Annotated in this window: 12 protein-coding genes, 1 pseudogene and 1 other annotated feature; of the genes and pseudogenes, 3 read left to right on the top strand and 10 right to left on the bottom strand. The window is 64.4% G+C overall.

Annotated features, from left to right (window positions below; genetic code table 11):
• Nucleotides 1-33: 33 nt before the first annotated feature.
• From ACP16H_RS24500 to ACP16H_RS24510, 3 genes are read right to left on the bottom strand one after another with little or no spacing between them, the layout of a single operon-like run.
• Complete coding sequence (locus ACP16H_RS24500) at nt 34-954, bottom strand: intradiol ring-cleavage dioxygenase (protein ID WP_425074808.1); 921 nt, start codon at nt 952-954, stop codon at nt 34-36.
• Nucleotides 951-2054 (bottom strand): maleylacetate reductase, encoded by a 1104-nt coding sequence (locus ACP16H_RS24505; protein ID WP_425074809.1) that lies wholly within the window; start codon nt 2052-2054, stop codon nt 951-953. Before ACP16H_RS24505 ends, ACP16H_RS24500 begins: the two co-directional genes overlap by 4 nt.
• A 13-nt stretch (nt 2055-2067) precedes the next feature.
• Entirely contained in the window at nt 2068-3435 is a 1368-nt protein-coding gene (locus tag ACP16H_RS24510; RefSeq protein WP_425074810.1) for an aminotransferase class III-fold pyridoxal phosphate-dependent enzyme, read from the bottom strand.
• Nucleotides 3436-3567: 132 nt separating this feature from the next.
• Here ACP16H_RS24510 and ACP16H_RS24515 point away from each other — a divergent pair, with 132 nt between their 5' ends.
• Both ACP16H_RS24515 and ACP16H_RS24520 read left to right on the top strand, forming a co-directional pair.
• The gene (locus tag ACP16H_RS24515; protein WP_425074811.1) at nt 3568-4617 is read left to right on the top strand and encodes an AraC family transcriptional regulator; all 1050 of its coding nucleotides are present in this window, start codon (nt 3568-3570) and stop codon (nt 4615-4617) included.
• 104 nt (nt 4618-4721) lie between these two features.
• Entirely contained in the window at nt 4722-5174 is a 453-nt protein-coding gene (locus ACP16H_RS24520; protein WP_425074812.1) for a MarR family winged helix-turn-helix transcriptional regulator, read from the top strand.
• 242 nt (nt 5175-5416) lie between these two features.
• On the opposite strand, the gene ACP16H_RS24525 is transcribed toward ACP16H_RS24520, so the two are convergent.
• The 6 genes and pseudogenes from ACP16H_RS24525 to ACP16H_RS24550 all read right to left on the bottom strand — a co-directional run bounded on the left by ACP16H_RS24525 (nt 5417) and on the right by ACP16H_RS24550 (nt 12556).
• Nucleotides 5417-6645 (bottom strand): IS3 family transposase gene (locus ACP16H_RS24525; protein ID WP_425074813.1). Its coding sequence is split into 2 segments (ribosomal slippage): nt 5417-6357 and nt 6357-6645, totalling 1230 coding nucleotides; the frame shifts between segments, so codons are not numbered across the junction.
• Nucleotides 6248-6364, bottom strand: a sequence feature (AL1L pseudoknot). Its footprint overlaps the gene before it by 117 nt.
• Nucleotides 6646-6694: 49 nt before the next feature.
• Nucleotides 6695-7262 (bottom strand): annotated as a pseudogene (locus tag ACP16H_RS24530) (transposase); the annotation flags it as partial.
• Nucleotides 7263-7510: 248 nt separating this feature from the next.
• Nucleotides 7511-8584 carry a TolB family protein gene (locus ACP16H_RS24535; protein ID WP_425074814.1) on the bottom strand — a complete coding sequence of 358 codons (1074 nt, stop codon included), beginning with the start codon at nt 8582-8584 and terminating at the stop codon, nt 7511-7513.
• 3 nt (nt 8585-8587) lie between these two features.
• On the bottom strand, nt 8588-10486 hold the full coding sequence (locus tag ACP16H_RS24540) for a TRAP transporter permease (RefSeq protein WP_425074815.1): 1899 nt from the start codon (nt 10484-10486) through the stop codon (nt 8588-8590).
• A gap of 66 nt (nt 10487-10552) precedes the next feature.
• Nucleotides 10553-11554, bottom strand: a complete 1002-nt coding sequence (locus tag ACP16H_RS24545) for a TAXI family TRAP transporter solute-binding subunit (RefSeq protein ID WP_425074816.1) — start codon at nt 11552-11554, stop codon at nt 10553-10555.
• A gap of 60 nt (nt 11555-11614) precedes the next feature.
• Nucleotides 11615-12556: a dihydrodipicolinate synthase family protein gene (locus tag ACP16H_RS24550; RefSeq protein WP_425074817.1), complete on the bottom strand. Its 942-nt coding sequence runs from the start codon at nt 12554-12556 to the stop codon at nt 11615-11617.
• A gap of 158 nt (nt 12557-12714) precedes the next feature.
• On the opposite strand from ACP16H_RS24550, the gene ACP16H_RS24555 reads away from it, so the two are divergent.
• Nucleotides 12715-13737 (top strand): LacI family DNA-binding transcriptional regulator, encoded by a 1023-nt coding sequence (locus ACP16H_RS24555; RefSeq protein WP_425074818.1) that lies wholly within the window; start codon nt 12715-12717, stop codon nt 13735-13737.
• A gap of 107 nt (nt 13738-13844) precedes the next feature.
• Here the strand turns inward: ACP16H_RS24555 and ACP16H_RS24560 are convergent.
• A partial coding sequence (locus tag ACP16H_RS24560) for a transposase (RefSeq protein ID WP_425070187.1) occupies nt 13845-14224 on the bottom strand: 380 nt, incomplete at its 5' end.

Genomic DNA, 14224 nt, shown 5'->3' on the forward strand with positions numbered 1-14224 from the left:
TTATTTGCGTGATTATTCACGTCATATTTACTATTAATGCTTTGCTTCGCCCCGGTTGCCGGATTTTTTGGCATCCAGTGCGGCCCGTTGCCGGGTGTCGGTCACGGCCTCGACGGGTGGCAGCACGAAGTCATAGGCCGCCCGCCACAGCGGCTCGTCCCCGGCGCCCTCGCGGCGCTCGAATTCGACGATCAAGGGCGCCTTCACGCCAAAGACCGCGTCGCTGTCCAGATAGGCATCGCCCGCGACAAAGGTGTGGGTGATCAGCCTTTGATGTCCCGGTGCCGTGACGAGAAAGTGCATGTGTGCCGGGCGATAGGGGTGGCGCCCAAGGTGGCCCAGCATCTCGCCCACCGGCCCGTCATCGGGGATCGGATAGCTGACCGGCTTGATCCCGGTGAACCAGTAGCGCCCGTCGGCCCCGGTGCGGAACACGCCGCGATTGTTGTGTTGCGGCTGGATGTCGGGCTGCTGCACGTCGTAGAATCCATCGGCATTGTCCGACCAGACATCGACCAGTGCGTCGCTGATCGGGCGGCCGTCCAAGTCGACCACGCGCCCCTCGAAGAGGCATGGCTCCCCTACCCCGTCCAGCGAGATCACGGACCCCATCGACCGCTCGGGTACGCCATCCACATGGAACGGGCCAAAGACGGTCGACGGCGTGGACCCTGCGGGCTTGCGGTTGTTGACCGCGTCCACCAGCATCGAAACGCCCAGCACGTCGGACAGCAGGATGAACTCCTGCCGCGTGTCGGAACACATCTGCCCGGTCCGGGTCAGAAAGGCGATGGCGGTTTCCCATTCGGCCTCGGTCAGGGTCACGTCCTTGACGAAGGCGTGCAGGTGCCGGACCAGCGAGGCCATGACCTCGGTCAGCCGTGTTTCGGCCTCGGGCGACATTCGTCCGTTGACCGCCTCGACCGACGCCGTTTCCGAGAAATACCGCGTCATGCCATCACCTCGCTGATCGCTGTTTCGCTTATAGGTTCGCTGAGGGGGGCCTCTCCGGCCCAGGCCCGCGCCAGCATGGCGCGAACGGCGGTTTCTTCCAGCGCGCGCGGATTGGGGTAGCGGGCCTGCATGGCCAGCGCCGTGGCGCGGTCGATGGCATCCTCTGCCAGGCCCAGGTCGCGCAGGCTGTGTGGCGCGCCAAGGCGCTGCGCCAGAACCTGCAAGCCAGCCGCAGGATCATCGCCCAGGATCGGCGCCAGCGCCGCAATCACTCCCGGCACGGCGGGCGCATTGTAGGCCAGCGCATGCGGCAGAACGACCGTATGCGTTTCGGCATGGGGCAAGCCGAAACTGCCGCCCAGCACGTGACAGAGCTTGTGATGCAGCGCCATTCCAACCGAGCCGAGGCAGGTGCCGCACAGCCACGCACCATAAAGCGCCCGCTCGCGCCCGGCGACGCCCGTCGGGTCCGCCACGATGGCGGGCAGCGTCCCGACCAGCGCGCCGATGCCCTCCAGCGCCAGCGCGTCGATCACGGGATTGCCGTTGGTGGCATAGAGCGCCTCGACCGCGTGGGCGATTGCATTGATGCCCGAGGTCACGCTCATCGCGACCGGCAGGGACAGCGTCAGGTCCACGTCGTAGATCACCACTTCGGGCTGGATCTCCGGGCCCGAGCGCGTGGTTTTCTGGCCGTTTTCCGTCTCGCCCAGGATCGGAGTCATCTCGGACCCGGCATAGGTCGTGGGAAGGACCACCTGCACCACGCCGGTGCGCGCGGCCAGCGCCTTGGCCAGCCCGATGGTGGATCCGCCGCCGACCGCGATCACCCCGTCCGCGCCCGCGTCCGTCAGCGCCTCCAGCGCGGTCAGGGTCACATCGACCGGCGTGTGCATCGCGGCCCCGCTGAACAGGCCCGCCGCCATGTCGCCCAAGCCCTGCGCGACCGTTTCCGCCAGACCCGCCTGCTGCGGTGTGCTCAGCACCAGTGCGCGGTGGATGCCCGCCGCCCGCGCCTCCTCGGCCAGGGCCGCGCGGGTGCCAGCGCCGAACAGGACACGGGCAGGCAGCGGACCAAAGCGAAAGCTGTTTCGGGGCATGACTCCGGGCACCTTACTGCTCCGCGTCATACCGGGCGCAGGCCCGGACCAGAGCGTTCACGATGATGTCGATCTCGGGCGCCTCGATGACCAGCGGCGGCGACAGGATGATGACCGATCCCGCCGGGCGCACGATGGCCCCTTCCTCGCGGGCATAGGCGGCGATGCGTTCCACGATCCCGGCGCCCGGGTCCATCGGCGTGCGTGCCGCCTTGTCCGATACGAAGTCCAGGCCGACCATCAGCCCCTTCCCCCGCACCTCGCCCACGATCGAGCAGCTCTGCTCAAGCGGTTTCAGGCCTTCCAGCAACCGCGCGCCCATGCGTGCCGCATTGCCGGGCAAATCCTCGTCCTCGACGATCTCGAGGCAGGCCAGGGCCGCGGCGCAGCCCACCGGATGTCCGGTCGCGGTATAGCCGTGCATGATGATGCCCTGCTCGCTGAAACCCTGATACCAGGCATCCGCCACCCGCTTGTTCAGTGCCGTTGCGCCCAGCGGCACGTAGCCGGACGAAATCCCCTTGGCGAGGCACATCATGTCAGGTTTCACGCCCCAACCGCGCGCACCGAACATCGCGCCCGACCGGCCAAAGCCCGTCACCACTTCGTCCGAGATCAGCAGAACCTCGTATTTGTCCAGAATCGCGCGCAGTTTCGGCCAGAAACTGCCGGGCGGCACGATCACGCCCCCGGCGCCCTGCACCGGCTCGGCGATGAAGGCCGCGACGGTCTGCGGTCCCTGCGCCAGGATGGTTCGCTCGATCTGGGTGATGACGGCATCGGCCAGCACCTCGGGGTCTTCGGAATAAGGGTTGCGATAGGTCCAAGGGCTGTCGATCTGGAAGCATCCGCCCAGAAGTGGCTCGTAGGCGTTGCGGTAATAGGGCGCGCCGTTCACGGACAAGCCGCCAAAATGCACCCCGTGATAGCCCTGCTTCAGCGACAGGAACTTTGTCCGGGTTGGCTGTCCGACCAGCTGCCAATATTGCCGCGACAGCTTCAGCGCGGTTTCCACCGCATCCGAGCCGTTGGCGCAGAACATCACCTTGGTGATCTCTTCCTCGGCGGCCATCTCGCAGATCTTTGCCGACAGCTCGATCGACGGTGCGGTGGCCGTCCCGGCGAAGGAGGAATAGTAGCTGATGCGATCCATCTGCTCGATGATCGCGCGCTTCACCTCGGGGCGATTGTGGCCGACATTGACGTTCCACAAGCCACCCAACCCGTCCACCAGCCGGTTGCCGTCGATGTCCGTCACGTAGCAGCCGTCACCCTGCATGATGATCTGCGGCGGATGCGCGCCACTGATGATCGGATGGATCATCGGGTGGAACTGGTGGCGCGTGTTTTCGGCACGCAGAAAGTTGTCACGGTCCAGCATCTGGGTCTCCCTGTTCCGGGCGCCGACGGGCTGCATCTCTCGCCCCGCCTTGCGCCTTTTCATCAGGGTGCGGCCAGAATACCGCTAGAATCCATTGCATGATGCGTCACAAATCCGATACATTACGACAGAATGGTAAACTTACCGAAATATTCCTCTTCGCCCGCACACCGTCCGGGCACCGCCTTTTCCTCGGTCCGGGCGTCGTTCCTGGCCGCGCTGATCGACCGACTCTCGGCGCAGGACCGGTCGGCACAGCCGCTTCTGAACCGTCTCGGCATCACCCGGGACCAGCTGTCGGACCCCTATGGCGCGATTGCCCTGCCGCTGTTTGTCGAGTTCCTCGAAGCCGCCGCCGAGATGACCGAAGACCCCTTGCTGGGTGCCCGCATCGGGGCCGCGTTGAAGGCTGCCGACATGGGGCCCGTGGGCATCATCCTGTCGCTTTCGGCCAATGTCGAACGTGGCATGACCCGCATCGCCCGCTACGTGAACGCGCTGCAGGGCGGCACGCAAAGCCAGTGGACCGAGGACGCAGACCGCTTTGTGTTCTCCTACCGGATTGCCGATGACGCGATCTGGCCGCGCCGCCAGGATGCCGAGTTCTCGCTCGCCTCGGTCACGCAAGTGATCCGCGACAATTTCTCGTCCCGCTTCGCCCCGCTCGACGTGCATTTCGAACACCCTGCCCCCGCCGATCCGCTGCCGCTGGAACGGCAGTTCCGCGCCCGGGTCCAGTACCTTCAGCCGATCAACCGCCTGATCATCGCGCGCGACGATGCCACCCGCGTGTTGCGGCAGGAGGATACCGGCCTGCTGGCCACGCTGGAACGCCACGTCCGCGACCTGATCGGCGAGGCGACCCCGCTGCGCGACACCACTTCAGCCGCCCGGGCCGTGATCGACGCCAACCTGGGACTGTCGGCCATCACGCTCGACCGGGTGGCCGCCGCACTGCATCTGGGGCCGCGCACCCTGCAACGCCGGCTTGCCGCAGAAGGCACCAGCCTGCGCGCCCTGCTGGACGAGCTGCGGCACGCCCGCGCCGCGCGGCTTCTGGCCCAACCGGGCGCCCGCGTCGGACAGGTGGCGCAGGCGCTGGGATACACTGACCCAACGGCCTTCTGGCGGGCGTGGCGCGGCTGGACCGGGCAATCGCCCTCGACGCTGCGCCGCGGCTGATCCGCCACCGTTTCAAAATCGGCGCGGAAACGGGCAAATTCACGTTCCATCATCCCCTGTCTGGCTTTATTCTGTCCGCGACCTTTTTTTTTCCGAACGGACCCATGGCCTTGACCTTCGACGACCCGAAACATCACAAGACCGACTGGCCCTTCTACTGGATCAGCCAGATCAATTCAGCCTATTCGGATGCGCTGGAACGCCGGATCCGGCATATCGGCATCGACATCCCGCGCTGGCGCGCGATGATGAGCCTGTACGAGGACCAGTATCTATCCGTCTCCGAGATCGCCGAATTTTCGGCCCAGAAGTTGAACACCACGACCAAAGTCATCCAGCGTATGATAAAGGACGAGCTGGTCATCACCCGCGTCCGCCCGACCGATGGCCGCGTCACCGAGGTCTGCCTGACCGAAAAGGGTGACCACCTGCGCAAGCTCGCCCTGGCAGAGGCGCGGGCCATCTACGACCTGACCTTTGCGGGCATCTCTGCCGACCGCGTGGCCGAATTGAACCGGCTCATGTCGGAAATGCACGCGGCCTTGAAAAAGCTCTGAAACACGGCGTGGCTTTTGCAACCCTTCACCACTGCACAGGCCGATCTGGCAACGCGACGGCCGTCATTCTCAGGTGATTGCTCCCGATCACAGCGCTGGCTCCGGGTCTCCGCCGGCACTTCTCATGCAGCATTGATCCTGCGGATCATCTCGAGAGACAGCTTGATCTTCTCGGACAACGAGCGCGACGCGGCGGTCGGCCTTGAACCGCGCCGGGATTGCCGGAGGCTGATTTTCGTTAGTTAAGCGGCCATGTCTTCAGTTTCCAGAGCGGCGTAGAAGTTGGCCTCAGCCTCGGCTGGCGGGATGTTCCCGATGGGCTCGAGAAGACGGCGGTTGTTGAACCAGTCGACCCATTCCAGTGTCGCGTATTCGACGGCCTCGAAGCTGCGCCAAGGGCCGCGGCGATGGATGACCTCAGCCTTGTAAAGGCCGTTGATGGTCTCGGCCAACGCGTTGTCGTAGCTGTCGCCAACACTGCCAACGGAAGGTTCGATGCCAGCTTCGCCCAGCCTTTCGGTGTAGCGAATGGACAGGTATTGCGAACCGCGGTCGCTATGATGCACCAGCCCCATGGCCTTTTTCGGCCTCCGCTCATGGACCGCCTGCTCCAGTGCATCCAGGACGAAACCTGTCTGCGCTGACGTGCTGGCGCGCCAACCGACGATCTTGCGGGCATAGGCATCGATGACGAAGGCGACATAGACGAACCCCTTCCAAGTCGCGACGTAGGTGAAATCACTGACCCAGAGCATATTAGGCGCCGGCACGCGAAACTCGCGGTTCACCTTGTCCAGCGGGCATGGGGCCTTTTTGTCTGGGATCGTTGTCCGGTGCGGTTTGCCGCGGATGATGCCCCGGATGCCCATGTCCTTCATCAGCCTTGCCACCGTGCAACGCGCGACATCGAAGCCCTCCCGGACGAGCTGCCGCCAGACCTTGCGGACGCCGTAGACCCGCCAGTTCTCCTCCCAGACGCGTTCGATCTCGGGCCGCAGGGCGGCATCACGACGGGCACGGTCCGACAACCGGGCCGGATTGGCCCGCTTCGCAAGATGATCATAGTAGGTGGAGGGGGCGATCGGCAGCACCGTGCAGATCGGCTCGACCCCATGCGCATCGCGATGCGCCTCAATGAAATCCACCATTACTTCGACCGGCGGTCGAGCTCCGCCATCGCAAAATAAGCCGAAGCCTTCCGAAGTATCTCGTTGGCCTGGCGCAGCTCGCGGTTCTCCCGTTCCAGCGCCTTCATTCTCTCGGCCATATCGCTGGGGACGCCTGCGCGCTTGCCGATGTCGATCTCGGCCTTCTTGACCCAGTCGTTCAGCGTGTTCGCCGAGCAGCCGATCTTCGCTGAAATCGAAGTTATCGCCTGCCAGCGGGAACCGTGTTGACCCTCGTTGTCGAGAACCATCCGCACGGCGCGCTCACGCACTGCGGGGGAAAACTTGTTCGTGGTCTTGCTCATGATGCTCCATCCTACTCAGGAGTTGGAGCCTCCGGCAAACCCGGCGCGGTTCCCTGCGCCCCTCGGTGTTGACGGCGACTGCGATTATGGCCGCGACCGTCACGATGCGCCCACCCTGACGGACCTTGAGATACGTCGCGTCGAGCCAGACGTAGGGCCATTCGCCGGTCAGCGGGCGGGTCAGGAACTCGCCGACCCGCTCGTCCCCCTCTCGCGGTTATGCTGCGCAAACCGCTGCCGGGCATTGGATGTCCTTGCACAGCTTCGACACCGTGCTCTTGGAGATTCCGGACAGGCCCATCGCCTGCACCAGCGCGTCGACGCGACGGGTGGAAACGCCTCCGATCCACGCTTCCTGGATCACGGACACCAACGCCTGTTCGGAGGTCTTCCGAGCCTCGAGGAAGCCAGGAAAATAGCTGCCTTGCCGCAGCTTCGACACGCGCAGGTTCAGCGTGCCCAGACGGGTATCGAGAGAGCGCTCTCGATACCCGTTCCGCCATGTCGTTCGTTCACCATTCCGTTCGTGGTGCCCAGCCCCCCCTCTCGGGATCTTTCCTGTGGAAAGACCCTGCCGGGCAGTGGATCAGGCCGTCAACGTCGGCCTCCATGATCATCTGCAGCACCGCCTCGGCGATAGTGCGAAGGAAATCGCCCTAGTCATGCTTGGCCATAAGCCCGGACAGGTCCATGTTGGTCTTGGTCATCCACTGGCCGGCAGGGCCATGCGGAGCATGGTCCCGAGAGGCGGGGTCTCCATGTGAACCGTGGTTGAAGTCACCAAACTCCACCTCGATCATACACCTCGATGGCCACCCGGTATTACGCCGTCGACGGCGCTGAAATTACACCACGTGCGTGGACGCTACCATCGTCTCAGAACGAAGACCTGCGCATGGCCGCTGGCGTCGGAGGTGTAGATCACATGCCGCCCATCCGGTGAAAACCGGGGATGCGGGTGTGTATGCTGTGGTGCGTGTACCTTGATCGGCCCGTCATTGTAGGGAAACGGGTGCGCCCAATGTGCGCCCTGCGAGCTTGCTTTCGGTTCGGTCAGGAAAACCGGGTCTCCCTGGCCGGTCAGATCGAGAACGTGCAGGCCCCTGTCGGGAAAATTCGTATCGCACACAAGCTGCTGACCGGTGCCGTCGGGCGCGCCGTGCCAGACCGGAAAATCGGTGACGGCCCGCACCGCGCCTGTGTTTACGTCGACCTCGCCCATCCCCTTGGGCCAGTCGACGAACAGGACCGAACGGTGCCCGGGACGCCAAACCTCGTGTGTGATCCACTGCAGGTCGTGGCCGCGCTGAAAGATCCGTCGCGCATTGCCCGCTCGGTCGGTCACCCAGACGCGGTCCGTCATCGGGCCTGCGTACAAGATCAGGTCCTCGTCATCCGGACAGAACTGGGGGTGACCGATGGTCGGAGCCTCAAGAAAGACATCGGCCGTTTGCGCCTGCGTGTCGATCAACCAGAACTGGCTGACCGAACCGGATTTCACCGGAACCGCCCAGAAGCGTCCGCTGGCCGAGAGGGCCGTGGTGCCCATGGCGGCGCCCACCATTCCGGCCTCGCGCATCTGCTGACTACCGAAATGCACGAGGGTCTCGATCGTGCCGTCGCGAGGGCTGACGCGTTTGCCTGTCTGCCCGGCGACATAGTAGACCCAGCGCCCGTCGCGCGCTGGGATCACCGACCATTCCGCAAGATCGGGCTCATCGGTCAACTGGATCAGAGCCTCGCCCGGCACCGGCTCGATATAGATCTGCGGTTTACCGGTCCGGTGCGAGATCAGCAGCAGGAACGACATCGCCTGATCCCAGGCATCCACGAAACAGAAGGGATGGTGGTGGATCGACGGATGGTCCGTGACCTGCCGGATTGTCACGCGGTCAGAGGTCTTGACGATGCGACCTTCGGGCCGGTGCAGGGTGGCCATGGATTACTCCGCAGGGTTCGCCAGCGCGGTGGATTTGGCCCGCCGCGACAGCACGGCGACACCGATGGTCAACAGCCATCCCCCACACAGGGCGATCAGCCAGGGCAGCGACCCGGACGGAGCGATCACGGCCACCAACCCGGCCAGCCCGATCGGCAAGCGCGTGGCCCAGCCCAGTGGCCTGCCCGCCCAACCGCCAAAGGCGACGGCCCAAAGCGCGGTCGAGACCAGCAGCGACAAGGCACTGAAGCTGATCCGGGCCAGCGACCCTTGGGCCAGTACACCGGGATCGAAGACAAAGGCAAAGGGCACGAAGAAGGCGACCAGCGACAGACCAAAGGCAGAGAGCGAGGTCTTGACCGTGGATGCCCGCCCCACGGCGGCGGCCGCGAACGAAGCCAGCGCCACCGGCGGCGTCACCATCGACAGCACGCAGTAGTAGAAGATGAAGAAATGCGCGGCCAGCGGCTCGATCCCCAGTTTCTGGATGGCAGGCACGAACAACACGGCGCCGATGATATAGGCGGCAACCGTCGGCAGCCCCATCCCCATCACGATGCAGCCGACCATGGCCAGCATCAGTGACAAGTAGATCGATCCTTCGGACAGCGTCAGCAACGATCCGGCGAATTTCAGCGCAAGGTTGGATTGCACGGCCACGGCGATCACGATGCCGATGGCAGCGATGGGCACGGCGACCTCGGCGGCTTGGCGCGGCGCATCGCGCAGGGCCTCGAAGACTTCCTTGCGGCCAATCCACGTCGTCCGGCGCAGGAATGGCACAAGGAGGCAAGTCAGCGAGGCCAACACGGCGGAATAGGCGGCCGAATAGCCGCTGACCAGAAGCCCGATCAGCACGAGGGGCGGCAGGATCAGGTGCAGGCGCGGCAAAAGCGCCGGAATCTCGGCAATCTCGGCAGCGGTCATCGCGCGGACCCCGTCCCGGCGCGCAGTCAGGTCGACGACCAGCAGCAACGCAAGGTAGAAAGCCACCGCCGGGATCAGGCCCGCCAAAGCGATCTGCGCATAGGGCATGCCAAGAAGCTCTGCCATGATGAAGGCCGCAACCCCCATGATCGGCGGCATCAACTGCCCCCCGGTGGAGGCGATGGCCTCGATCCCGGCGGCGCGGTGATCCGGCACGCCGGTCTTTTTCATCAGCGGGATGGTGAAGACGCCGGTGGAGACCACGTTCGCTACGGCGGACCCGGAAATCGACCCCATCAGCGACGAACCGATGATCGCGGCCTTGGCCGTGCCGCCGGTGGCGCGTCCTGCGGCGCGGATGGCGAGGTCGATGAACAGCTGGCCACCGCCTACCGCCGAATAGAACGCGCCAAACAGGATGAAATAGAAGATGAAGCTGACCGAGGTCGAGGTGGTGATGCCCAGCACACCTGCCGTGGTCATGGTGGTGATCTCTGTCGCCGCTTCGATGCCGAAGCCGCGGAATTGCAGCCATCCGGGCAGGATATTGCCCCAGAACGCATAGGCGATGAAGGCCAGCAGCACCCAGACGAGGATCATGCCCACCGCGCGGCGCGACCCTTCGAGCAGCAGAAAGACCAGGAGCCCGCCAAAGACGATGTCGGTGGTGAATATCGGCGAAACGTTCTCCATCCGCGTGGTCAGCCGCTCGAACCCGGTCAGGTAGTAGCCGAGCACCGCAAGCGCACCAAGGATCAGGACGACGTCGATCCCGGCGCACAGCCAGCGTGGCAGGGTTTCGGACTTCAAAGGCTTGTAAAGGAACAAAAGGACCAGCGCGGCAGTCAGGTGAACGGGACGTTCCAGAAGAGGTTGCTGCGCCTCGAGCAACAGCCAGACCTGAAAGACGACAAGGGCGAGGCCGATCGCAAAGGCGATGGCGTGGGCGGGGTTGCGGGACAGCATGGCGCGCATGATCTCCTCCTGTTGGCACATCGCGTCGAGGGGGACGCGGCCGCCCGGGCGGCCACGTCAAGGGGATTACATCAGGCCGGCTTCGCGATAGTAGCGCGCGGCACCGGGGTGCAGCTCGATTCCGGTGTTCTCAGGCAGCATCGCCTTGGCCGGATCGAAGCGGGACCATGCGCCATGCGACCCCTTCAGCGCCTCGGCGTTCTCGATGATCGCCTTGGTGATCTGGTAGGCAGTTTCCTCGTCCAGGCTGGCGTTGGCGATCAGGACAGTGCCCAGGTTGGCGCCGGACGTCGCGGCGGTCTGGCCCTTGTACCACTCGGGGCCGTAGCTGCCCGGTGTCAGGCCGTTCTTTTCCAGAAGCGCCATGGCCGCGTCGGGGATGTCGAGAAAGACGACATCGGTGGTCAGCGCGACCTCGGTGATCGTCGGGTGCCCCTTGATCATCGTGTCGATATAAATGTCCGCATTGCCGTTGCGCATCTGGTCGGCGATCTGGCCGGTATCGACCTGGATGATGTCGCCGCCATTGGCCTTGATCTGGTCCGCCGAGGTGCCGAGACCTTCAAAGATCATCTCGGCGACCGGAACGGCGGACGACCCGACCGGCTTCATCAGCACGCGAACCGGCTTGCCCGAAGCCATGATCGCCGCGAGGTCCGTGGTGCCCATCTGGTCGACAAAGCTCTTGCTGGCCATCACGCCGACGTAAACGTTGTTCAGGCCGCCGACGAGCGCGCGGATGTCCGGGGCCTTCATGCCCTGATAGACGTCATCGCCGTTTGCGGCCCAGACGGCCGAGGCGACGTTGGACAGGGCGATTTCAGCTTTGCCGCCCTGAACGACCATCGGGTTGGCGACGCCGCCGCCGCGCGCGATGACCTCGACCGAGTTGTCGCCAAGGATCGGTTCGATGATCTGTTCGAGTGTCGCGGCAAAGACATACCAAGACGATCCTTCGCGCATCGCGCCGATGCGGACATCCTGCGCGGTTACGGATGTAGCCAGGATCGCGGCGCCGACCGTGGCGGTGGCCGCCAGCCGCAGGCCTTTGAATGTGAAGTTGAACATGGTTTCCTCCCTTATGGCCAATCTGCCCCCGGCACGGGACCGGGGGCAAACGGTTTGCTCTTATTCGGCTGCCATTGCCAGGTCGACGCGGCCAATCCCGGCGGCGTCAAAGGCGGCCTCGATCTCGCGCTCGGCGGCCTCGCCCAGATCCTTGAGCGGCTCGCGGATGGTCGCGTGATCCAGCAGGCCGCGATGGCGCAGACCGATCTTGAGCGCCACGGTGCCCTCCATATGCGAGCCGCGGTGATAGACGGCGCGGGTCACAGGCAGAAGTTGCTCGAACACCTTGCGGGCGGCGGTGTAGTCCTGCGCCTTGCCTGCCGCGATCAGGTCGATCAGCAGTTCCGGCGCGATGTTGCCGTAACCCACCAGCAGACCGTCGACGTCGAACATCGTCGGCAGCAGCCATTCGTCGTGGCAGGACAGGACCTGCAGATCAGGCTGGGCTTTCTTCAGCTCGGGGATCTCGACATACCAGCGCTTCATGTTGCGCACGCCGTTCTTGGTGGCAACGCAGCCCGGCTGCGCGGCGATCTCAAGCTGGGTGTCCAGATCGTAGGACGCCTTGGTCGCATCGGGATACTGGAACAGGATCGTCTGAAGGCCGCCCTCTTCGTAGATCGCCTTGTAGCGGTCCTGCGGCGCGCCCTTCTGGAAGCCGAAGCGCAGCCAGCCGTGGTTCGGGTAGACCAGCGCGCCGGTTGCGCCGGCATCAAAGGACCGCTTGGCCTCTTCGGCGGCAACCTTGGTGCCTTCGCCGGTGATGCCCGCGATGATCGGAATGTCGACTGCGTCCTTGTAGGCGCGGATCAGCTCCAGACGCTCGTCCGGCGTCAGGAAGGTGCCCTCACCGGCGTGGCCGAGGATGACGAGCGATTTAACCTGGTCAAAGCTGGCCAGCCATTTTGCGATGCGCACGTTCGCTTCCATGTCGAGCGAGCCGTCCTTGTTGAAGGCGGTGACGGGTGCGGGATTCAGGCCGCGCATATCCATGGGTTGCATGTCGGAAACTCCTCCAGATGCGTTCAATAAACTGTCTGACCCGCGCTGCAACTCCCATTTGGGAACGATTGCGGGAACGTTCCCAAAAATGCATTGCCAGAGACGGCTGTCAAGTGCTAGTTTTGGGTATCGGCGCAGACCGCGTCGGAGGAGATCCCATGGCTGACGGCGAAACATCCATGAAAACAAAGGCGCGGGTGACACTTCACGATGTTGCGCGCGAAGCAGGCGTTTCGAAATCCACCGTCTCCCGGATGCTGGACGAACGGCTTCCGAACAACGACTCAGCCAAGGCACGACATGTGCGGGACATCGCCCGCAAACTGGGCTATGTCCGCGATCTGTCTGCGGCCAACCTGCGGCGCGGATCGACGGGCACGATCGGGGTGATCGTGCCGCGTCTTACGGACACCGTCATGGCGATGTTCTACGAAGCGGTCAGTGCCGCCGCCGCCCGGAAGGGCCGCTTTGCGATCGTGGCGACAACCGACGACAACCCCGAGGCCAGCCGAAAGGCCGCCGAGGCGCTGATCCGTCGGGGCGTCGATGGCCTGATCCTGACAACCGCCCGCGAGGGCGATTACTTCGGGGATGAATTGCGCGGCCGCGGTGTGCCCTTCGTCTACGCATTGCGCCACAACGGGGCCAGCGCAGCCTCTGTGGGGGACGACCAGCTGGGAGGCTATCTGGCCACGCGGCACCTGATCGACCTTGGCCACCGCCGCATCGGAATCATTGCCGGACCGGACTATGCCACCAGTTCGCTGGGGCGGCTCGCCGGGTATCGGCAGGCGCTCGCCGAAGCCGGGATCGACGCCGCGCCCGAGCTTGTCGTGCCCTCGACCTTCAGCATCGAGTCCGGTGAAACGGCGGCGCAAACCCTTCTGGCTCTGGCGCATCCACCAACCGCGATCTTTGCCATCAACGACAACACGGCCATCGGCAGCATGTCCGCCATCGCCCGCGCCGGGCTTTCCGTGCCTGAAGATATCTCATTGGTCGGCTACAACGACATCCCGATCGTCAACCGCCTGCCCGTGCCACTGACGACGGTTCGCGTCCCCTTCGATCGCGTCGCCGAAGTGGCCCTGCAGCTTTTGTTCGATGACGGCGGTACGGCGACCGTCAGGAAGATCACCCCGAGCCTGATCCCACGGAAATCAACCAGGTCCTGCACATAGCTTCGCAGGGCTTTCGCCCGCCACGGATCGCCTCCTTGGTTCCGGAGCCAGGGGACTCTGTTGCACAAAACCGTCTCTGAGCGGAGTTCCCCTTTCCCCGGACGGATTTATCCCACGACTTCTGTGACAGGGATGCCAAGGGCGGTGTAGCCGTTCAGAACGGCGATACGGACCTGAAGCTCAGCGACCTGTCGGTCGAAGTCCCGCGCCATGAGGCGCTGCCCCAGCAGTTTAACGCAGTGCATCTTGGTCTCGACGCGGCTTCGGCGGTGGTATCCGCTCCAGTTTCGCCAGATAGCGCGGCCGAGGTATTTCGAAGTTCGCAGGGCCTCGTTTCTGGCCACCGCACCCGCGGTGACGGCCTTCCACGACTTAGCGTTTTTGCGGGGTGGGATGACGGCATGGGCACCGCGGTCAGCGATGGCGTCGTGGCATTTGCGGGTATCATACGCACCGTCTGCGGTGACGCTGCCGATCGCCTCGTTCG

It is taken from the genome of Sagittula sp. S175 (assembly GCF_049800975.1).
Taxonomy (GTDB): Bacteria; Pseudomonadota; Alphaproteobacteria; order Rhodobacterales; family Rhodobacteraceae; genus Sagittula.

Coding starts and splice junctions, on each gene's coding strand:
- ACP16H_RS24535 (WP_425074814.1), bottom strand. CDS start 8,584: ATGGCCACCCTGCACCGGCCCGAAGGTCGCATCGTCAAGACCTCTGAC.
- ACP16H_RS24515 (WP_425074811.1), top strand. CDS start 3,568: ATGGTAAACTTACCGAAATATTCCTCTTCGCCCGCACACCGTCCGGGC.
- ACP16H_RS24540 (WP_425074815.1), bottom strand. CDS start 10,486: ATGCGCGCCATGCTGTCCCGCAACCCCGCCCACGCCATCGCCTTTGCG.
- ACP16H_RS24510 (WP_425074810.1), bottom strand. CDS start 3,435: ATGCTGGACCGTGACAACTTTCTGCGTGCCGAAAACACGCGCCACCAG.
- ACP16H_RS24545 (WP_425074816.1), bottom strand. CDS start 11,554: ATGTTCAACTTCACATTCAAAGGCCTGCGGCTGGCGGCCACCGCCACG.
- ACP16H_RS24550 (WP_425074817.1), bottom strand. CDS start 12,556: ATGCAACCCATGGATATGCGCGGCCTGAATCCCGCACCCGTCACCGCC.
- ACP16H_RS24555 (WP_425074818.1), top strand. CDS start 12,715: ATGGCTGACGGCGAAACATCCATGAAAACAAAGGCGCGGGTGACACTT.
- ACP16H_RS24500 (WP_425074808.1), bottom strand. CDS start 954: ATGACGCGGTATTTCTCGGAAACGGCGTCGGTCGAGGCGGTCAACGGA.
- ACP16H_RS24520 (WP_425074812.1), top strand. CDS start 4,722: ATGGCCTTGACCTTCGACGACCCGAAACATCACAAGACCGACTGGCCC.
- ACP16H_RS24505 (WP_425074809.1), bottom strand. CDS start 2,054: ATGCCCCGAAACAGCTTTCGCTTTGGTCCGCTGCCTGCCCGTGTCCTG.